A 19,941-nucleotide genomic window follows, 5' to 3' on the forward strand; every position below is an offset into this window, starting at 1 on the left:
GTGGCGGTCGCGCCCCCTTCCCATGGTGTCACCGGCCGGCCGTCAGCCGGACCGGACGATCAGCCGAACTGCTGCTCCAGGTCCTTGAGCTTGCGCTCCAGGGAGTCCAGGCGCGGCAGGGCCATGGTGTCGTCCTCCGCCGTGAGGTCGACGGAGTACGCGTCGGAGGACTGGCGCACCGGCTGGAGGGAGGGCCGCTGGCGGACCGGCAGCTGCTCCGGCGCTCCGGATATGCCGCTCTCCGCGGAGAGCCGCTCGGCCGAGGCCGTGGCGGTCGCCGGCTCCAGGGCCGCGGCCTGGCCGGGCTCCAGCTGACGGCCACCGCCGCCACCGCCGCCACCCCGCCCGGGCCAGCGGCCGTGGCCGCGGCTGATCGCCTTCAGCTGGGCCCGCTCCAGGCGCTGCTCCTCGCGACGGCGCAGCTTGGTCTCTTCCTTGCGGGCCTTGTCGTCGCGGACCTCCTCGACGGCCTCGTCCAGGCTGCGCACGTTCTCGAGGAGCATGAGCGACCAGGCCTTGTAGGTCTCACGGGGGGCCCGCACCCAGCGCACCACACGGATCTGCGGCAGCGGACGGGGCACCAGGCCCTGCTCGCGCAGCGCGGCGCGGCGGGTCTGCTTCAGCGCCCGGTCGAACAGCACGGCCGCGGACAGCGACATGCCGGCGAAGAAGTGCGGGGCGCCCGCGTGGCTCAGACCCCTGGGCGCGTGCACCCAGTTGAACCAGGCGGCAGCGCCGGCGAACGTCCACACGAGTATCCGGGAGCCGAGCGCCGCGTCACCGTGGGAGGCCTCGCGGACCGCGAGGACGGAGCAGAACATCGCCGCGCCGTCCAGGCCGAACGGCACCAGGTACTCCCAGCCGCCGGACAGTCCGAGGTTCTGCTCGCCGAAGCCGACCAGGCCGTGGAAGGAGAGCGCCGCGGCGACGGCCGCACAGCAGAACAGCAGGACGTAGGAGGCGGTGCCGTATATGGCCTCCTTGCGCCTGCGGCGCTCCTCGCTGCGCTCCCAGGAGTCGTCCGTCGTCTTGGCATGCTCCCCGGACCGCTTGCTCCGCGCGAGCACCGCCACCGCCGCCAGCATGCCCAGGAGCAGTACGGCGCCCGGAAGCAGCCAGTTCAGCGATATGTCGGTCAGTCTCATCTGGGGTCCCTTGCATTGGGATAGGGCGTAACGCCCGCCATAGTGGCCCACTCCCGCCATCCCTCAGGGGGTTTCGGGGCAAGAGGCCGCCAAGGAGGTGCAAGGGGATGCCCAGGGCGACGTTCTAGCTCGAACTGCCGCTTGAGGGGCGGGAGTTGAGTTCGAACAAGACTACCCGTACGGGTGGTTCCACGGAAAGTTCCCGCGGCAGGTGAGGAAATTGTGAATCAGCTGTAACCATCGGGCAGTCTCGTCCGGGTGATCTTACGTCAAGCCCGTGGCGGCCGTTCCCCCGGGGGTGCCTGAGGGTTCCTCAGCCCGCGGCGGCCGCGGTGAGCCTGCCGATCCGGTCCGCGTCGCAGGTGCGCGGACAGGTGGCGCAGGTGTCCTCGGGGCGCACCGTGTAGAACATGCAGCAGCTCGCCCGGTCCCGGGTGGGCAGCGACTCCCCGTCCGGACCGGTCAGTTCGCGGAAGGCCGCGGAGCCGACGTACGGCTTGGTGGCGCCCGGCAGCAGCAGCTCCAGCTCGTGCCGCGCCCGCTGCTGCTCGCCGTCGCCGAACAGATGGGCGACGTACCAGAGGCCCTCGACGATCTCGTCCGTCACCATGCCCCACAGCGCCCGCCCGCGCCGCCGGGTCCGCGGTCCGAATCCGGCGAGCACCGGCTCGTGGTGCTCGGCCACCGCCGCCCGCACCTCGGCCCGCAGTGCCTCCTCGTCCGGCACCACCCGCGCGCCGGGCAGGGCCGCCGCCGGGTCCCCCGGCAGGCAGGCGAACGACGACGGCGGGCGTACGGCCATCCGCATGCCGTCGCCGGTGCGGTCGTACGAGACGTGCGTCACGGGGTGACGGGGCACCCGGCGGTGCAGGAACCAGGGCACGGTGATCAGCAGACAGGCCGGCCAGGCGTACCGGTGCAGTCCGAAGCTCGCCGTCACGTCCGGGCGGGCCCGCTGCCCGTAGTCCCGCACCACCTGGGCGTCGTCCCAGGCCAGGAAGGCGTCCAGGGCGGCACCGCCCGCGGCGAGGTCCGCCGCCGCGACCCAGCCGCCACCCCGGGGCGCCGCCGCGCCGGGGTCGAGCTCGGTGACGGTCAGACCCGGATAGGCCTCGGTGAGACGGGCGTACGACTCCGCTGTGACCGACGGGGCTGAGGGCATGCCGGGGACCACCGTTCCGGAAGGCGGGATGGGCAAAAGCAGGGGCTTTTGAAGGTAAGCCTAACCTTATCCAGTGTCCTCGGGATTTGAACTGACGGCCAGTACGCCTAAGGTGCTTGACGGGCGAGTAACAACCCGCCGTAATGACCCCAAGTACCGACACGTCCGCCAGGAGGACCCGTGAAGCAGGGCACGCAGGGCTCCGCCGGGACGGGCATCGGGCAGGACGACCCGGCCCGCGCCCGGGTACAGGCCCAGCAGCGGGCGGTCCCCTCCCAGGAACTGGACGGGGAGCGCTGCGGGCCGCGGGGCGCCGCACGCGGGGAGCACACGCACAGCGAGCCGCCGATCCCGCAGCCCCGGCCGGTCGTCCAGCGGGCCTCCGTGCGCGGGCAGATCCTGGACGCGCTGCGCACCGCGCTGGTCTCCGGGGAACTCCGGCCGGGCGAGGTGTACTCGGCGCCGGTCCTCGGCGACCGCTTCGGGGTCTCGGCGACCCCGGTGCGCGAGGCGATGCAGCAGCTCGCCATGGAGGGCACCGTCGAGGTCGTGCCCAACCGGGGGTTCCGCGTCGTCGAGCGCGGCGCACGGGAACTCGCCGAGCTCGCCGAGGTGCGGGCCCTGATCGAGGTGCCGGTGATGCGGCGGCTGGCCCGTACCGTGCCGGCCGAGCGGTGGGCGGAGCTCAGGCCCCTCGCCGAGGCGACGGTCCGTGCCGCGGGCTCCGGCTGCCGGGCGACGTACGCCGAGGCGGACCGGGTCTTCCACCGGGCGCTGCTCGCCCCCGCCGGGAACGAGCAGCTCGTCGCCATCGCGGAGGATCTCCACCGCCGCGCCCAGTGGCCGCTGGTCGGCGGGCCGGGGCCGCGCGTGCGGGCCGAGCTGCTGGCCGACGCGGCGGAGCATCTTGTGCTGCTCGACGCGTTGTGTGCGGGGGAGTCGGACGCCGTTCAGGTGCTGGTCCGGAACCATTTCGCGGGCGTCGGCTGAGGAGGCCGCGCCCGAGGCCGTGGGTCCGTGCGGGTCCGCTGTGGCTTGTCGCGCAGTTCCCCGCGCCCCTTCAGGCACCCCTGCGGGGCGCCCTCGGGGCGTCCCTGAGCTACGCCGTCGCCGCCGGTGGCGGTGCCAACTGGGACGCCAGCCACGTCGGTACGCCGCCCAGCAGGCGGAACAGGCGCCGTGCCTCCTCCCTGAGCCGGGAGGCCTCCGGGTCGGTCTCCGTGTCCGCGAGAGACACGAGCGCCGGGGCCGTCCCCACCAGGTAGCCCAACTCCTCCCGGATCCGCAGGGATTCGGCGAAGCCGTGCCGCGCCTCGGTCAGCTCCCCGTCCCGCATGGCCAGTCCGGCCAGGTGCCGCCAGGTGAACGACAGCAGCAGCTCGTCGGAGTGCGCGGCCGCCGCCGTGTGCGCCCGCCGGTACGCGGCCCGCGCCGCCTGTGGGGACCGCGAGATGTTCTCCGCGAGCAGCCCGCGCCGGAAGTCCAGCAGCGCCCGCCCCACCGCGTCCGGCGGGATCAGCGCCGCCGCCCGGCCGAGCGCGGCCCGCGCCTCGTCCACCCGGTCGCGCACCGCGTGCAGGGTGGCGGCGTACGCGAGATAGCCCCGCTCGCAGGCGGCCGCGCCCCGCTCCTCGTCGTCGTGCGCCAGCGCCTCCGCCGTACGCAGCGCGTCCTCGGCGTCCTGCCAGCCCTGTTCGGTGTACAGACACCGCTCGACGAGCAGCGCCGCCCGCTGGATCGCGCCCGGCGCGGTGTCCGCCGGCAGCAGGGCCGCGGCGTCGACCCAGCAGGCCCGCGAGCGCAACCGCCACACGGCGATCTGGACGGGATCGTCATCTGCGGTCGTTCCGGTACCAGACATGGCGGAGTACGCCACGTTGCCCTCCCCGAGCGCGCCGTCGAGCCTTGAGTGAGTGTCGGCATCTCAGCACGAATCCCGGCACCGGGCCAGGGGGCGGGTGAAGGATTTCACAAAGTCGTGGGACTGTCCGCCCCCCGAGGTTTCGACGGGCGGCGGCCCGTGCTCAGCTCATCCGCAGTGCCAGGAAGAAATCCAGCTTGTCCTCCAGCCGCGACAGATCACGGCTCGTCAACTGCTCGATCCGGCCGACCCGGTAGCGCAGCGTGTTGACGTGCAGATGCAGCCGGGACGCACACCGCGTCCAGGAGCCGTCGCACTCCAGGAACGCCTCCAGCGTCGGGATCAGCTCGGCCCGGTGGCGCCGGTCGTACTCGCGCAGCGGGTCCAGCAGCCGGGCCGTGAACGCCCGGCGCACGTCGTCCGGGACGAACGGCAGCAGCAGCACGTGCGAGGCCAGCTCCTGGTGCCCGGCCGCGCAGACCCGGCCGGGCCGGGCCGCCGCCACCCGCCGCGCGTGCCGCGCCTCCTCCAGCGCCCCGCGCAGCCCCTCCGCCGAGTGCACGGCCGCGCTCACCCCGAGCGTCAGGCGCCCGTCACCGTCCAGCCCCGCCGACAGCGGCTCCCGTACGGCCGCCAGCAGCACCTCGGCGAGCACCCCCGCCTCGGAGCCGTCGTGCTCGCTGGAGACCGCCGGCAGCGGCACCAGGGCGACGGCCTCGTCACCGGTGTGGGCGACGGCGATCCGGTCGGACGGCTCGGTCCCGGTGGCCAGCGGGTCCACCAGGATCTCCTCCAGCAGCGACTGGGTCACCGGACCCGGCTGCGGGCCCTCGCCGCCGGGACGGTCCCACTCCACGCGCGCCACGACCACCTGCCAGTGCGGCGCGGCCCCGAGGCCCGGCAGCAGCACCGGCGCGGCCACCCGCAGCCGTGCCGCGATCTCCGCCGGGGCCGCGCCGGCCTGCACCAGCTCCAGCACCTCCTGCGCCAGCCGCCGGCGCACCGTGCGCGCCGCGTCCCGCCGGTCCCGCTCGACCGCGATCAGCTGGGTGACGCCGTACAGCAGGTCCAGCCGCTCCTCCTGCCAGTCCCCGGCGTCCGCCTCCACGGCCAGCAGCCAGTCCGACAGCACGCTCTCGCGCACCTCCCGCCCGCCCTGCGCGCCGCGGCCGCCGCCGCTGCGGATCGGGAACAGCGAGTACGTCGTGGCGCCCACCGTCGTCCGGTGCGGTCCGCGCCGGCCGCCGCGGACGGCCGCGAGCTGCTCCCCGGCCAGCCGGGCGCACACCTCGGCCGGCAGTGCCGGGCCCGCCGTCTTCGGGCCCGCGATCAGCCGCCCGGTGGGGGACAGCACCCAGGCCCGCAGGTCCAGGTCGGAGCCGAGCAGGTCCAGGACCACGTCCGGGCCGCCGCCCGCCGGACCGGAGGTCATCATCCGCCGGTGCCGGTCCACCACCGCCGCGAGGTCCCCGGCACGCTCCCCGCTGACCTGCCGTACGACATGCTCGGTGATCGTCGCGAAGGCCACCGACTCGTGCACCGCGAACACCGGCAGCCGGTGGCGGGCGCAGGCCTCGACCAGATCGTCCGGCACGTACCCCAGCTCGGCCGTGCCCGCCGCCAGCCCGGCCACCTGGGCCTGCACCAGGATCCGTACGAACGACTCGGAGTCGGCCGGCCCCCGGCGCCAGGCCAGGCCCGTCAGCACCAGCTCGCCGCCGGAGAGATACCGGCTCGGGTCCCGCAGGTCGGTGGTCATCACCCCGCGCACCGCGCGGTCGAGCTCGTCCTCGCCGCCGAGCAGCCGCAGCCCCAGCGCATCGGTGTCCAGAAGTGCGCGCAGCCGCATCTCGTCGCCGCCGTTCCTTGTCTTGAGGTCTGTGTCGAGGTCTCGAGGACTGTCTCGAAAACTACGATGAAAAGTGAAGGGATCAGTGGGGCGGGGGCCCGGTGGTGTTTCCCGCAGGGAACCCAGCGGATACGGAGAGGTTTCCGATGGCCTCCGTTCATACGAATCTACAAGATGCCTGTCGCGACCAGCCAACTCCTTCATGGTTTCCGTGACTGACACGGTCGGAGTACGGCGCTGTGTACTGAGCCCACTGCGCGTGAACAGCACATGAACGAGCCGGGCCCGCCGCACACGATCTGGCTCGATCCGTACGACCCACGAGACGAAGAAGAGAGCCGGTCATGGACTTCCTTCGCCCCGCAAGCTGGGAGGAGGCGCTCGCCGCGAAGGCCGAGCACCCCAGCGCGGTACCGATCGCCGGGGGCACCGATGTGATGGTCGAGATCAACTTCGACCACCGGCGGCCCGAGTACCTCCTGGACCTCACTCGCGTCGCCGACCTCTCCGCATGGGAGACCGGCGCGGACACCGTGCGGCTGGGCGCCTCCGTGCCGTACACGCAGATCATGGAGAACCTGCGGGCCGAGCTGCCCGGCCTGGCCCTCGCCTCGCACACCGTGGCCTCCCCGCAGATCCGCAACCGCGGCGGCGTCGGCGGCAACCTCGGCACCGCCTCCCCGGCCGGGGACGCCCACCCCGCCCTGCTGGCGGCCGGCGCCGAGGTCGAGGCCGAGTCGGTGCGCGGCAGCCGCCGTATCCCCATCGACGACTTCTACACCGGCGTCAAGCGCAACGCGCTCGCCCCCGACGAGCTGATCCGCGCCGTCCACATCAAGAAGGCCGACGGCCCGCAGCAGTACTCCAAGGTCGGCACCCGCAACGCCATGGTCATCGCGGTCTGCGCCTTCGGCCTCGCCCTGCACCCCGAGACCCGCACGGTCCGCACCGGCATCGGATCCGCCGCCCCCACCCCCGTCCGGGCGAAGGTCGCCGAGGACTTCCTGAACGCGGCACTGGAGGAAGGCGGCTTCTGGGACAACGGGAAGATCATCACCCCGTCGGTCGCCAAGGAGTTCGCCACGCTCTGCGCCGCCGCCTGCAACCCCATCGACGACGTCCGCGGCACCGCGAGCTACCGCCGGCACGCGGTCGGCGTCATGGCCCGCCGCACCCTGACCTGGACCTGGGAGTCGTACCGCGGCACCCGCCGCACCTCGGAAGGAGCCGCGTGATGCGCGTCAACCTCACCGTCAACGGACGCCCCCAGGAGGCCGACGACGTCTGGGAGGGCGAGAGCCTGCTCTACGTCCTGCGCGAGCGCCTCGGCCTGCCCGGCTCCAAGAACGCCTGCGAACAGGGCGAATGCGGCTCCTGTACGGTCCGCCTGGACGGGGTGCCGGTCTGCGCCTGCCTGGTCGCGGCCGGCCAGGCCGAGGGCCGCGAGGTCGTCACCGTCGAGGGCCTCGCCGAGTACGCCCGGCAGCGCTCGTCCGGCGACGCGGCCGGCACCCCGGACCTCGCCCCGATCCAGCAGGCGTTCATCGACGCCGGCGCCGTCCAGTGCGGCTTCTGCACCCCCGGTCTGCTGGTCGCCGCCGACGAGATGCTGGAGCACAACCCGGACCCGAGCGACGCGGACATCCGCGAGGCCCTCTCGGGCAACCTGTGCCGCTGCACCGGCTACGAGAAGATCATGGACGCGGTCCGCCTCGCGGCCGCCCGGCAGTCAGAGGCGGTCTGAGCCCCATGCCGACCAACGGAGTTCCCACGAAGATCACCCAGGGCTCGCGGACCAAGGGCGGCATCGGCGAGTCGACGCTCCGCCCGGACGGCACCCTCAAGGTCACCGGCGAGTTCGCCTACTCCTCCGACCTGTGGCACGAGGACATGCTCTGGGGCCAGATCCTGCGCTCCACCGTCGCCCACGCCGAGATCGTCTCCCTCGACACGAGCGAGGCCCTCGCCACACCCGGCGTGTACGCCGTGATGACGTACGACGACCTGCCCACCGAGGTGAAGAACTACGGCCTGGAGATCCAGGACACCCCCGTCCTGGCCCACGGCAAGGTACGCCACCACGGCGAGCCCGTCGCGATCGTCGCCGCTGACCACCCGGAGACCGCCCGCCGCGCCGCCGCCAGGATCAGGGTCGAGTACCGCGAGCTGCCCGTCATCACCGACGAGGCCTCCGCGACCGCCCCCGACGCGGTCCTCGTCCACGAGCACCGCACCGACCTCCCCCAGTCTCAACTTCGTTCGACCGGGGGGACCCCCATCATCGGCCATGTGTCGCACCCGAACATCGTCCACCGCCAGCCGATCGTGCGCGGCGACGCGGCGGCCGCCGCCGCGCGGGCCGATGTGATCGTCCGGGGCGAGTACACCTTCGGCATGCAGGACCAGGCCTTCCTCGGCCCCGAGTCCGGCCTCGCCGTCCCCGAGGAGGACGGCGGCGTCCACCTCTACATCGCCACCCAGTGGCTCCACTCCGACCTGCGCCAGATCGCCCCCGTCCTCGGCCTCCCGCCGGAGAAGGTGCGGATGACGCTGGCCGGCGTCGGCGGCGCCTTCGGCGGCCGCGAGGACCTGTCGATGCAGATCCACGCCTGTCTGCTGGCCCTGCGCACCGGCAAACCCGTCAAGATCGTCTACAACCGTTTCGAGTCCTTCTTCGGACACGTCCACCGCCACCCCGCCAAGCTCGCCTACGAGCACGGCGCGACCCGTGACGGCAGGCTCACCCACGTCAGGTGCCGGATCGTCCTGGACGGCGGCGCGTACGCCTCAGCCAGCCCGGCCGTGGTCGGCAACGCCGCCTCCCTCGGCATCGGACCGTACGTCGTCGACGACGTCGACATCGAGGCGATCGCCCTCTACACCAACAACCCGCCCTGCGGCGCGATGCGCGGCTTCGGCGCGGTCCAGGCCTGCTTCGCCTACGAGGCGCAGATGGACAAGGTGGCCGCGGAACTCGGCCTGGACCCGGTGGAGTTCCGGCAGCGCAACGCCATGGAACAGGGCACGCTCCTGCCGACCGGCCAGCGGGTCGACTCCCCGGCACCCGTCGCCGAACTCCTGCGCCGCGTCAAGGCGATGCCGATGCCACCGGAGCGCCAGTGGGAGTCCAGCGAGGGCGCGGACGTACGGCAGCTTCCCGGCGGTCTGTCCAACACCACCCACGGCGAGGGCGTGGTCCGGGGCGTCGGCTACGCGGTCGGCATCAAGAACGTCGGCTTCTCCGAGGGCTTCGACGACTACTCCACCGCCCGCGTCCGGCTGGAGGCCGTGGCCGGCGAGCCCGTCGTCACCGTGCACACGGCGATGGCGGAGGTCGGCCAGGGTGGCGTCACCGTCCACGCCCAGATCGCCCGCACCGAGCTGGGCGTCGCCCAGGTCACCATCCACCCGGCCAACACGGAGGTGGGCAGCGCCGGTTCCACCTCGGCCTCCCGGCAGACGTACGTCACCGGCGGCGCCGTGAAGAACGCCTGCGAGCTGGTCCGCGAACGGGTCCTGGACATCGGGCGCCGCAAGTACGGCACCCATCACCCGGCCTGGGCCACCGCCGAACTGCTCCTGGAGGGCGGCAAGGTCGTCACCGACGGCGGCGAGGTACTCGCCGATCTGGCGGACGTCCTCGGCGAGGAGGCCGTGGAGGTCGAGGAGGAGTGGCGCCACCGGCCCACCGAGCCCTTCGACCTGCGCACCGGACAGGGCAACGGCCATGTCCAGTACAGCTTCGCCGCGCACCGGGCGGTCGTCGAGGTCGACACCGAGCTGGGCCTGGTCAAGGTGATCGAGCTGGCCTGCGCCCAGGACGTCGGCAAGGCGCTCAACCCGCTCTCCGTGCTCGGCCAGATCCAGGGCGGCACCACCCAGGGCCTGGGTGTCGCCGTCATGGAGGAGATCATCGTCGACCCGAGGACCGCGAAGGTGAAGAACCCCTCCTTCACCGACTACCTCATCCCCACCATCCTCGACACGCCGACCATTCCGGTCGACGTCCTCGAACTCGCCGACGACCACGCCCCGTACGGCCTGCGCGGCATCGGCGAGGCCCCCACCCTGTCCTCCACCCCGGCGGTGCTCGCGGCCGTGCGCGCCGCGACGGGCCTGGAGCTGAACAGGACGCCGGTCCGCCCGGAACACCTCACCGGCACGGCGTAGGCGCCACCCCCCATTCGTCTCGGGCCGTCCCCCGGGTCGCACCGTCCCAACCCCTTCTGAACCCGGGAGACGGCACATGGCCCAGCAGTCCCTGGAGCCCAGGACCACGGCCGACGACACGGGTGACGGCACCCGCGTCCCGGCCGGCCGGTCCTGGCTCGACCGCTGCTTCCACATCTCGCACCGGGGATCCACCCTCGGCCGCGAGATCCGCGGCGGCGTCACCACCTTCATGGCGATGGCGTACATCCTGCTCCTCAACCCCGTGATCCTGTCCGGCAAGGACGCGGCCGGGGACACCCTCGCCCGCCCCGCGCTGATCACCGCGACCGCGTTCGCCGCGGCCCTCACCACCCTGCTGATGGGCCTCGTCGGCAAGGTGCCCCTCGCGCTCGCCGCCGGACTGTCGGTCTCCGGCGTGCTGTCCTCGCAGGTCGCCCCGGAGATGACCTGGCCGCAGGCGATGGGCATGTGCGTGCTGTACGGCGTGGTCATCATGCTGCTCGTCGTCACCGGCCTGCGCGAGCGGGTCATGGACGCGATCCCGCTCGCCCTCAAGCACGCCATCACCATGGGCATCGGCCTGTTCATCGCCCTGATCGGCTTCTCCAAGGCGGGTTTCGTCCACCAGGGCCGGGCGACCCCGCTCACCCTCGGCCCGGCGGGCGAACTGACCGGCTGGCCGGTGCTGCTGTTCGCCGGCACCCTGCTGCTGATCTTCATGCTCCAGGTCCGGAACATCCCCGGCGCGATCCTCATCGGCATCGTCGGCGGCACGGCCGTCGCCGTGCTCCTCGACGCGACCGGCGTCGTCGCCCCGCGGCAGTGGGCGGCGGGCGCCCCCGCCCTGCACGGCGGCGCCGTCTCGATGCCCGACTTCTCGCTCCTCGGGCAGGTCGAGTTCGGCGGCTGGCGCGAGGCCGGCGCGCTGACCGTCGGCATGATCGTGTTCACCCTGGTCCTCGCGGGCTTCTTCGACGCGATGGCCACCGTCATCGGCGTCGGCACGGAGGCCGGACTGGCCGACGCCGAGGGCCGGATGCCGGGCCTGTCGAGGGCGCTGCTCGTCGACGGCGCCGGCGGCGCGATCGGCGGGGTGGCGGGCGGCTCGGGGCAGACCGTGTTCATCGAGTCGGCGACCGGCGTCGGCGAGGGCGCCCGCACGGGCCTCGCCTCGGTCGTCACCGGCCTGTTCTTCGCGGCCTGCCTCTTCCTCACCCCGCTGACGGCGATCGTCCCGCAGGAGGTCGCCTCCGCCGCGCTCGTGGTCATCGGCGCGATGATGCTGAGGAACGCCCGCCACGTCGACTGGGCCGACCGGGCCACGGCGATCCCGGTGTTCCTCACCGTCGTCCTGATGCCGTTCACGTACTCGATCACCGCGGGCGTGGCCGCCGGCGTCGTCTCCCACACGGCCGTGAAGGCGGCTCAGGGCAGGGCGCGGGAGATCGGTGCGTTTCTGTGGGGCCTCACAGGCATCTTCCTGCTCTATTTCGCCCTCCATCCCTTTGAGGACTGGCTGGGCGTGCGCTAGCCGGCCGTCGCCGCACCCTCCCCACCCCGACCGCCAAGGAGACAGGACATGCTGGACATCGCCGAGGAACTCGACCGGTGGGTCGAGGAGGGACGTGACTTCGCCGTCGCCACCGTGGTGGCCGTCGGCGGCAGCGCGCCCCGCAGGCCCGGCGCCGCCCTCGCGGTGGACACCGACGGCACGGCGATCGGCTCCGTCTCCGGGGGCTGTGTGGAGGGCGCGGTGTACGACCTGTGCCGCGAGGCCCTCACCGACGGCCGGACGGTCCTCGAACGCTTCGGCTACAGCGACGACGACGCCTTCGCCGTGGGCCTCACCTGCGGCGGCGTCATCGACGTCCTGGTCACCCCGGTGCGGGCCGGCGACCCGGTCCGCGCGGTGGCCGCGGCCGCGCTCGCCGTCGCCGCGGCCGGCGGCACGGCGGCGCTGGCCCGGATCGTCAACGGCCCGGCGGACCTCGTGGGCCGCGCGCTCCTCGTCCACCCCGACGGACGCTACGAGGGCGGGCACGACGGCGGTCTCGGCGGCCGTCCCGAACTGGACCGCACGGTGGCCGCCGAGGCAGGCGCCCTCCTCGACGCCGGCCGTACCGGCACCGTGGAGATCGGCGCCCAGGGCTCCCGCTGCGGCGTCCCCCTCACCGTCCTCGTGGAGTCCTCGGTGCCGCCGCCCCGGATGATCGTGTTCGGCGCGATCGACTTCGCCTCGGCGCTCGTCCGGGTCGGCAAGTTCCTCGGCCACCACGTCACGGTGTGCGACGCCCGCCCCGTCTTCGCCACCCGGGCCCGCTTCCCCGAGGCCGACGAGATCGTCGTCGACTGGCCGCACCGGTATCTGGAGCGCACGGAGGTGGACGCCAGGACGGTCCTGTGCGTGCTGACCCACGACGCCAAGTTCGACGTCCCCCTGCTCCGGCTGGCCCTGCGGCTGCCCGTGGCCTACGTCGGCGCGATGGGCTCCCGCCGCACCCACCTCGACCGCAACGAACGCCTGCGCGACGTGGGCGTCACGGAACTGGAGCTGGCCCGGCTCCGCTCACCCATCGGCCTCGACCTGGGCGCCCGCACCCCCGAGGAGACGGCCCTGTCGATCGCCGCCGAGATCGTCGCCGCCCGCCGCGGCGGCACCGGAGTCCCCCTCACCGGCGCCCACACCCCCATCCACCACGACCACCCCACCCGCCGGACGGCCCACATCAGCTCGGTGGCCTGACCGCCTCGGCCCTCCACGCGCGGCTCCTCAAGCGCGGCCTTTCGCGCCGGTCCTTCGTGCGCGGCCCTTCGTGCCAGGCCCTTCTGCTCGGCCCCTTGTGCTTGGCCGCTCATGCCCGGCCCTTCACGCGTGGCTCCTCAGGGGTGGCTCCTCACGCGTGGCCCTGCACACGCGGTCCCATCCGCTCGGCCCTGCCGACTCGGCGCTGCACGGGCGGTGCTGCACGCGGGGCCTTCCCATGCGCCCCCTGACCCCCGGCCCTGCGCGCGCTGTGCTGTGCGGGTGGCTCTTTCGGGTCGGCCCTGCGTACCCGGTCTTTGGCGTGTGGCCGTGCGTGCGTGGCCTTTCAGTCCCGGTCTTGCGCGCGCTGTGCTGTGCGCGCTGGCCCATTCCGGTCGGCCCTCCACCCCCGCTCCCTCACACGCGGCCCTGCAAGCGTGGCCCTCCATCCCCGGTCCCTCCATCCCCGGTCCCTCCATCCCCGGTTCCTCCACCTCCGGTCCCTCCGCCTCCGGTCTCACGCCTGCCCCATCAAGCCCGCCGCAGCAGCCCGTCCACCGCTCGGCCGAACATGCGGTGGCCCGCCGTCCGTAGCAGTGGGTCGAAAAGGGAGGGCAGGGAGCGGACGGTGAGGTCCTCGCGCCAGAGGACGCGGGTCGGGCCGTCCGGGGTCGGTCGTACCTCGATCTCGGCCCAGCCCCGGACCACCCGGCCGCGTTTGACGAGCCGGCACCGGCCCGGCCCGTCGACGGACGGCGGGTGCCACTCGGTGACCTCCATCCGGTCGTCGAAGGACAGCGGGCCGAGACCGGTGCGGGCCACGATCACCGTGCCCTCGCCGGTTGGTGGGGGAGTGGCCACGGTGACGCGGGTGAGCGGGACCACCTCGCCGTGCCGCCGCCACTCGGTGAGCCGGCGCCAGGCCTCCGCGACGGGGAGCGGCGTGGTGCGTTCGAGCTGGAAGAGGGTCACCCGACGATCGTAGGCAGTCCGCGCCGCCCCCTGTCGGGCCGTACGCCCGTACGGCACCATGAGGGCCGACCTCGCACGCACCCCGCACCACCACCCCCGGCACGGGAGGACGTCACGTGGACCGCACAGGGCTCGGCGCACTGGACGACTTGCAGCGGGACCCCTACCCGCTCTACGGACGGGCCCGGGCGGCCGAGGGCCTGCTCCACGTGCCCGAGCTGGACGCCTGGCTGGTCGCCCGCGATCACGACGTACGCGAAGTGCTGCGCAGGCCCGAGGACTTCTCGTCGGCGGGGGCGCTGCGCCCCGACGTGATGCCCTCGCCGGCCGCGCTCGCGGTGCTCGGCACCGGTTTCGGCGGCCGGCCGGTGGTCGTCGGCACCGACGGCGAGGAGCACCAGCGGCTGCGCGCGCCCCTCGTCCGCGGTCTGTCCCCCGCACGGGTCGCCGCCGTCCTGCCGTACGCCGCGGAGCGCGCCGCCGCCCTGGTCGAGGAGTTCGCCGGGGCCGGGCGGGTGGAGCTGATGGCCGCGTTCGCGCGCCGGCTGCCCGGTGAGGTCGTGGGGCGGATCGTCGGGCTCGACCCGGCCGATGTGCCGGCCGTCGTGCACGGCGGTCACCGGGCGGAGGAGCTGCTGTTCCGGCCCCTGACGGAGAAGGAGCAGATCGCCGCCGCCGAGGACACGGTCGCCGGGCAGCGCGTCCTGGACCGGTGCGCCCGGGAGCGGCACGCCGATCCCCGTCCCGACCTGTGCTCGGAGATCGTCGCGTCGGTGGCAGCCGCACCGGGCGAACTCACCCTGGACGAACGGCACGAGGTGGTCTCCCACCTCCAGAACCTGGTGATCGCCGGCCACTTGACCACCACCGCGCTGATCGGGACCGGCGTGCTGCACCTGCTGCGGCACCCCGCCCAGTGGGACCTGCTGTGCGCGGAGCCGGAGCGGATCCCCGCGGCCGTCGAGGAGGCCGCCCGCTACGACACCGCGCTCCAGGGCTTCCGCCGGGTCACCACCCGCCCGCTCACTCTCGCCGGCACCGAACTTCCCGCCGGGGCCTCCCTGTTCGTCGCCTTCGGCGCGACGGGCCGGGACGGGGCGCGGCATCCGCGGCCGGACGCGTTCGACATCACCCGCCCGCCCGGCCGCCACCTCGCCTTCGGTCACGGCCCGCACACCTGCCCCGGCGCCCAGCTGGCCCGTGAACAACTCCGCCTGACGCTGACCGAGTTGACGCGTCGACTGCCGGGCCTGCGGCTCGACCCGGACCGCCCCGTCGTCATGCGTCCGACGCTGATCCACCGCTCCCCGCAGGAGCTGCACCTGATCTGGTGAGGGTCAGCGGTAGACCTTCCCCGGCTCGGCCTTGCCCGGAGCCAGCAGCTGGGGCACGGTGACGAACACGAAACCCCGTTCCTTCAGGGCGTCGATGATGCCGGGCACGGCCGGGACGGTCCCGTCGTAGAGGTCGTGCAGCAGGATGATGCCGTCCCGGTCGGCCTGGGCGAGGACGCGCTCGGTGATGAGCGCGGAGTCCGTCGTCCGGTAGTCCTTGGCGGTCACCGTCCACAGGACCTCGGCGAGGCCCTCCTCGCGGCTGATCTCGTGCACGGTCTCGTTCGTGCGGCCCTGCGGCGGGCGCATGAGCGTGGGCCGGCGGCCGGTGAGGCGCTCTATCGCGTCGTCGGGGCGCCGGAGTTCCTCGCGTATCTCGTCCGGCTCGATCTGCGTGAGTATCTTGTGGTCCCAGGTGTGGCTGGCCACCTCGTGCCCCTCGGCGGCCATGCGCCGTACGAGGTCCGGGTACTTCTCGATGTGCCGCTTCCCCAGGAGGAAGAAGGTCGCGTGGACCTGTTTCTCCTCGAGGATGTCGAGCAGCCGGGCCGAATGCTCGCTGGGGCCCGCGTCGAAGGTGAGCGCGATGCACTTCACCTCGCGGCAGTCGACGGCACCCAGCCGGGCCGCCGCCTGCTCGGTGGCCGCCGGGCGGGCGCGGGCGGCGCTGGGGGCGGTGGTCTCCAAGCCGCCGCAGCCGGTGAGCGTGACCGCCAGGCAGGCGGCCGCCGCCGAGACGGCGACGGCACGCAACCCGGCCCCCGTTTTCTTCATCTTCCTGGTCAGAGAAGGCATGCCGAGACTATACATAGGGTGTATACACTCTATGTATAGTCTCGGTGTCATGCCGTGCGGGCGACCCTCACTGGGCGTAGAAGGTGGCGTCCCCCTTGTCCGTCGTGGTGCTCGGGGTCTGCACGTACAGCAGGTAGTTGTAGTGCCGGATGTAGCGGCCCGCGTAGTTGGAGGACTCGTACGAGACTCCCGCGGAGTCGGCGAGCCCGGACCGCTGGTAGAAGCTGGCGTCGGAGGCGAAGGCCGAGGTGCCGTCGTTCTTCTCCACCCACACCTCGAAGTTCTTGTGCCGCAGGTAGTAGCCGGGGAAGTTGGCGGACTCCAGCGACACCGTGCCGGTGCCGGCCAGCCCCGTCACGACCCGGAACTGCGAGTCCGCGAGCGGGCTGACGTTCGCCTCGATCTTCCCCCGGTACTCCCAGTGCCGGATGAAACGGTCCGGGTAGTTGTAGGAGGAGAACCGCTGCGGGGTGACCCCGTCGGCCACCGGGATGCCGAAGTCCGGCGTGCCGTCGGCCTTCCAGTACACCTTCTGCACCCGGGTCCGCCGGTTGGGGTCGTTCAGCGGGTCACCGGAGATGTCCTTGTAGCTGCGGTCGTGGTAGACGAGGATGTCCGACTTGCCGTCCTCGGACACGGTGAAGGAGTTGTGCCCCGGCCCGTACTGCGAGGTCGCCGCGCTCGACGCGAACACCGGCGACGATCCCTTCGTCCAGGACGCCGCGCTGGTCAGGTCCGCCGTCGCGGACGCGGTCAGCATCCCCAGGCAGTAGTTGGCGTCCGTGGCGCTCGCCGAGTAGGTCAGGAACACCTTGTCGCCGTGCTGGATCAGCGCCGGCCCCTCATTGACCTTGTAGCCCACCGTCTCCCAGGACAGCGTCGGCTGCGAGATCTCCGTCGGAGTCCCGGAGATCGTCCAGGGGTTGGACATCTTCGCGATGAACAGGCTGGTGTTGTTGTCCTCGGACGGGTTGTGCTGTGCCCAGGCGAGATAGCGGACGCCGTTGACCACGAACGTGGTGGCGTCCAGGGAGAAGCTCTCCCAGGTGGTCGTGATCTGGCCCTTCTCGGTCCAGGTCGCGGTCAGCGGATTGGCACCGGTGCCTTCGAGGACGTACATCCGGATCGCCCACACGTCGGAGGTCGACCCGGCCGCGAAGTACACGTACCACTTGCCGTCGATGAAGTGGATCTCCGGCGCCCAGATGTGCGCGCCCATGATCCCGCTGGAGTGCTTGGTCCAGATGGTGACCTCGGAGGCCGTCGACAGGCCCTGGATGGTCGTCGCCCGGCGCAGCACGATCCGGTCGTACTCCGGGACGGTGGCGGTGAAGTAGTAGTAGCCGTCGGTGTGCTTGAAGATGTGCGGGTCGGCGCGCTGGGCGGCGATCGGGTTGGTGTAGGTCACGGCGGGGGATTCCGGTACGGCGGCCTGGGCGGGGGAGCCCACGCCGGTGAGGACGGCCGCGAGGGCGACGAGGACGGCCAGGAGCAGCCGTACGGCGTTGCGTCTCAAGGGAGTTCTCCTGAGGGAGGGGGTTGCGGGGATCAGGTGGTGGGCACGAGGCGCCACTGCTGGCAGGTGTTGTCCAGCCAGGTCCACTGGCGTACGTCGGTGCCGTTCGCGGTACCGCAGTTCGCGACGTCGGCGACCTTGCCGGTGGACTCGTTGACGATCCGGACGTAGTCACCGGTGGCGGTGAACACCAGCCGGAAGCGCTGGCACTTGTTGTTCAGCCACGACCACTGCCGGATGTCGGTGCCGTCCGCGCTCGCGCAGTCGGCGATGTCGGCGACCTTGCCGGTGGCCACGTTGACCAGCCGGTTGGTGTCGTCGCCCAGGTCCTCGATCTTCCATTTCTGGTTGGTCCCGCCGTTGCAGGTCCACTGGAAGATGTTCGTGCCGTCGGCCGTGCCACCGCCGTCGACGTCCAGGCACTTGCCGCTGTTGCGGTTGACCAGGGTGTACGCGGTCGGGGTCGTCGCCGTCTCGCCGGACGGGCCGGGCAGCGAGGTGCCGAGGGCGACCGGGGTGCCGAAGTTCGGGGTGCCGTCGGCGTTCCAGGTGAACTTCTGCGCCCGGGTCGTGCGCCCGTTGCCGCAGCCGCCGCTGCTGGAGGAGTTGGCGTGGTAGACGATCCAGTTCTCGGTGCCGTCCGGCGAGCTGAAGAAGCCGTTGTGCCCGGGGCCGTACACCCCGTTGGCATCACTGCGCTGGAAGACCGGCGACTGCGTCTTCGTCCACGAGGACGGACTGAGCGGATCGGAGCCGGTCAGCTCCAGCAGCCCCAGCTTGTAGTCGGCCGTGGTGCAGTAGCTCGCCGAGAACGTCAGGAACGTCCGGCCGTCGTGATAGAGCGGCTCGGGGCCCTCGTTCACCGCCGCGCCCGAGGTCTCCCAGCTCAGCGTGGGGCTGGAGATGATCGTGAAGCTGTCGCTGGAGAGCGTGTACGGGTTGCTCATCGGCGCGATGACCAGGCTCTGCTTGCTGCCGTTGATGAACCCGCTGCCGACCAGGTACAGCTTGCTGTTCGCCTGGAGCACGGTGGCGTCGATCAGCCAGCCGCCCGGTGTGAGGTTGGAGCCGGTGAGCGACCCCTTGTAGGTGTACGGGCCCAGCGGATCGGTGCCGGCGCTCTCCAGGACATGGGTGCGCTGGGAGTCGCAGCAGGAGACACCGCTCGGCCCGGCCGAGTAGTAGAGGTACCAGTGGCCGTTGAACTGGTGGAGCTCAGGTGCCCAGATGTTGGTGTTGCGGGTGGACGTGGTGTCCGACCACACCTGCACATTGGGCGCGGTGGCCAGGCCGGCCAGGGTCGGCGACTTGCGGATGCCGAGGATGCCGGTGAACGTCGTGGTGATCAGGTAGTAGTTGCCGTCGTAGTACTCCAGCCAGGGGTCGGCCCCCTTGGACGACTTCAGCGGGTTGGTGTACGGGCGGCCGTCCGCCGCGGACACCGGCTGGGTCGCCGCCACCAGGGCCACCAGCAGCGTCAGCACGCAGACGAGCAGGGATCTGCGGCGGCGCTTCGCGGGCGAACCGGGGCGTCGACGAAACATCCGAGGCATACAGGACCGTCCCTTGTCCGTAATTTCGAACGTAGTTCGTAACTTCGGCCCAGAACATAAGGGGGCCGCATGTCCGCGTCAATGCTTTCGGCGGTGCGGGGTGGAGTCCGCTCGTTCGAAGGGGGCTTTTTCCGAGGCGCGTGTACGGTGCACGCTCTGTGAAATGCATGGGAAAGCTGGAGTCCGGCGTTTCGGCCCGGCTGGCCGGAACCCGATGTTTTTCCGCCCCTTGCTTACCCGTACGGGTGACAGCCCAGGTCTCGGCTTGGATCCGGAGCCGCCGCCTCCGATAACCTGAGGCGGTTCGCGTATGCCGGAGGAAATGGCCCCGGCGGCCGGTTCCGGAAATAGTGAGACGCGAACAATTGAAGAGGAAAGAACAGAAAGGGTGCGCGTCATGCCGCCTGTGGTTCCCCCATTCCTGATCGGACTCATCGCCGCACCTCTCGCCAAAAGAGTCGTCAAACCCCTGATGCGCGGACTGGTGAAGACCTCCGTCGGACTCGTCCTCGAAGTCAGGCGCGCCGCCCACGAGGCCAGTGAGGGACTCCAGGACCTCGCCGCCGAGGTCACCGCCGAGGTCGTGGCCGCGCAGATGGCGGGCGGTGACGGCACCCGCGGGACCGAACCGGCCCCCACGGACACGAAGGCCCCCGCGTCCGACGGGCACCACAAGGCCCCGGCCAAGCGCCCGCCCGCGGTCGCCACCGGCAAGGCGCACTGAAACACCCACGCCGTACCCGTTCCACGGAAAGACCACGGGGATCCGCTGACGATGACCATGCTGGTGACAATGTGCTCCGCCGTTCCCGGGCGGCAGCGCTGGAAGATTCCCGAA

Annotated in this window: 16 protein-coding genes; 8 read left to right on the plus strand and 8 right to left on the minus strand. The window is 72.2% G+C overall.

All coding sequences use genetic code 11. The features are described 5' to 3' along the window. Positions 1–59 precede the first annotated feature (59 nt). Together ABZ490_RS27960 and ABZ490_RS27965 are read right to left on the minus strand one after the other, a co-directional pair. Positions 60–1,145 carry a DUF2637 domain-containing protein gene (locus ABZ490_RS27960; protein ID WP_358995463.1) on the minus strand — a complete coding sequence of 362 codons (1,086 nt, stop codon included), beginning with the start codon at positions 1,143–1,145 and terminating at the stop codon, positions 60–62. Positions 1,146–1,458: 313 nt separating this feature from the next. Next, complete coding sequence (locus ABZ490_RS27965; protein ID WP_358995466.1) at positions 1,459–2,307, minus strand: (2Fe-2S)-binding protein; 849 nt, start codon at positions 2,305–2,307, stop codon at positions 1,459–1,461. Between the two features lie 180 nt (positions 2,308–2,487). Between ABZ490_RS27965 and ABZ490_RS27970 the strand changes: the two genes are divergently transcribed. Continuing rightward, positions 2,488–3,297: a GntR family transcriptional regulator gene (locus ABZ490_RS27970; protein ID WP_358995469.1), complete on the plus strand. Its 810-nt coding sequence runs from the start codon at positions 2,488–2,490 to the stop codon at positions 3,295–3,297. A gap of 109 nt (positions 3,298–3,406) precedes the next feature. Here the strand turns inward: ABZ490_RS27970 and ABZ490_RS27975 are convergent, their stop codons facing one another. Further along, a complete protein-coding gene (locus tag ABZ490_RS27975; RefSeq protein ID WP_358995472.1) occupies positions 3,407–4,168 on the minus strand; it encodes a hypothetical protein in 762 nt (253 codons plus the stop codon). A gap of 163 nt (positions 4,169–4,331) precedes the next feature. Further along, positions 4,332–6,017: a PucR family transcriptional regulator ligand-binding domain-containing protein gene (locus ABZ490_RS27980; protein WP_358995476.1), complete on the minus strand. Its 1,686-nt coding sequence runs from the start codon at positions 6,015–6,017 to the stop codon at positions 4,332–4,334. A 344-nt stretch (positions 6,018–6,361) separates the two neighbouring features. On the opposite strand from ABZ490_RS27980, the gene ABZ490_RS27985 reads away from it, so the two are divergent. The 5 genes from ABZ490_RS27985 (at position 6,362) to ABZ490_RS28005 (ending at position 12,933) form a co-directional block, all read left to right on the plus strand. Beyond that, entirely contained in the window at positions 6,362–7,252 is an 891-nt protein-coding gene (locus ABZ490_RS27985) for a xanthine dehydrogenase family protein subunit M (protein ID WP_358995478.1), read from the plus strand. Then, the gene (locus tag ABZ490_RS27990) at positions 7,252–7,761 is read left to right on the plus strand and encodes a (2Fe-2S)-binding protein (RefSeq protein ID WP_358995481.1); all 510 of its coding nucleotides are present in this window, start codon (positions 7,252–7,254) and stop codon (positions 7,759–7,761) included. The genes ABZ490_RS27985 and ABZ490_RS27990 overlap by 1 nt, the downstream gene beginning before the upstream one ends. 5 nt (positions 7,762–7,766) lie before the next feature. Then, positions 7,767–10,187 (plus strand): molybdopterin cofactor-binding domain-containing protein, encoded by a 2,421-nt coding sequence (locus ABZ490_RS27995; RefSeq protein ID WP_358995484.1) that lies wholly within the window; start codon positions 7,767–7,769, stop codon positions 10,185–10,187. Positions 10,188–10,263: 76 nt separating this feature from the next. Beyond that, on the plus strand, positions 10,264–11,721 hold the full coding sequence (locus ABZ490_RS28000) for an NCS2 family permease (protein ID WP_358995487.1): 1,458 nt from the start codon (positions 10,264–10,266) through the stop codon (positions 11,719–11,721). Positions 11,722–11,769: 48 nt separating this feature from the next. Further along, positions 11,770–12,933: an XdhC/CoxI family protein gene (locus ABZ490_RS28005; RefSeq protein WP_358995490.1), complete on the plus strand. Its 1,164-nt coding sequence runs from the start codon at positions 11,770–11,772 to the stop codon at positions 12,931–12,933. A gap of 531 nt (positions 12,934–13,464) precedes the next feature. On the opposite strand, the gene ABZ490_RS28010 is transcribed toward ABZ490_RS28005, so the two are convergent. Further along, a complete protein-coding gene (locus tag ABZ490_RS28010) occupies positions 13,465–13,905 on the minus strand; it encodes an SRPBCC family protein (protein ID WP_358995494.1) in 441 nt (146 codons plus the stop codon). 116 nt (positions 13,906–14,021) lie between these two features. On the opposite strand from ABZ490_RS28010, the gene ABZ490_RS28015 reads away from it, so the two are divergent. Continuing rightward, the gene (locus ABZ490_RS28015) at positions 14,022–15,239 is read left to right on the plus strand and encodes a cytochrome P450 (protein WP_358995497.1); all 1,218 of its coding nucleotides are present in this window, start codon (positions 14,022–14,024) and stop codon (positions 15,237–15,239) included. Between the two features lie 3 nt (positions 15,240–15,242). On the opposite strand, the gene ABZ490_RS28020 is transcribed toward ABZ490_RS28015, so the two are convergent. From ABZ490_RS28020 to ABZ490_RS28030, 3 genes are all read right to left on the minus strand, one after another. Next, entirely contained in the window at positions 15,243–16,034 is a 792-nt protein-coding gene (locus tag ABZ490_RS28020; RefSeq protein ID WP_358995500.1) for a polysaccharide deacetylase family protein, read from the minus strand. Between the two features lie 67 nt (positions 16,035–16,101). Beyond that, the gene (locus tag ABZ490_RS28025) at positions 16,102–17,550 is read right to left on the minus strand and encodes a family 43 glycosylhydrolase (protein ID WP_358995503.1); all 1,449 of its coding nucleotides are present in this window, start codon (positions 17,548–17,550) and stop codon (positions 16,102–16,104) included. A gap of 32 nt (positions 17,551–17,582) precedes the next feature. Then, complete coding sequence (locus tag ABZ490_RS28030) at positions 17,583–19,094, minus strand: family 43 glycosylhydrolase (RefSeq protein ID WP_358995530.1); 1,512 nt, start codon at positions 19,092–19,094, stop codon at positions 17,583–17,585. A 406-nt stretch (positions 19,095–19,500) separates the two neighbouring features. On the opposite strand from ABZ490_RS28030, the gene ABZ490_RS28035 reads away from it, so the two are divergent. Beyond that, positions 19,501–19,827: a DUF5132 domain-containing protein gene (locus ABZ490_RS28035; protein ID WP_358995506.1), complete on the plus strand. Its 327-nt coding sequence runs from the start codon at positions 19,501–19,503 to the stop codon at positions 19,825–19,827. Positions 19,828–19,941 lie beyond the last annotated feature (114 nt).

Source organism: Streptomyces sp. NPDC005811 (assembly GCF_040630405.1).
Taxonomy (GTDB): Bacteria; Actinomycetota; Actinomycetes; order Streptomycetales; family Streptomycetaceae; genus Streptomyces.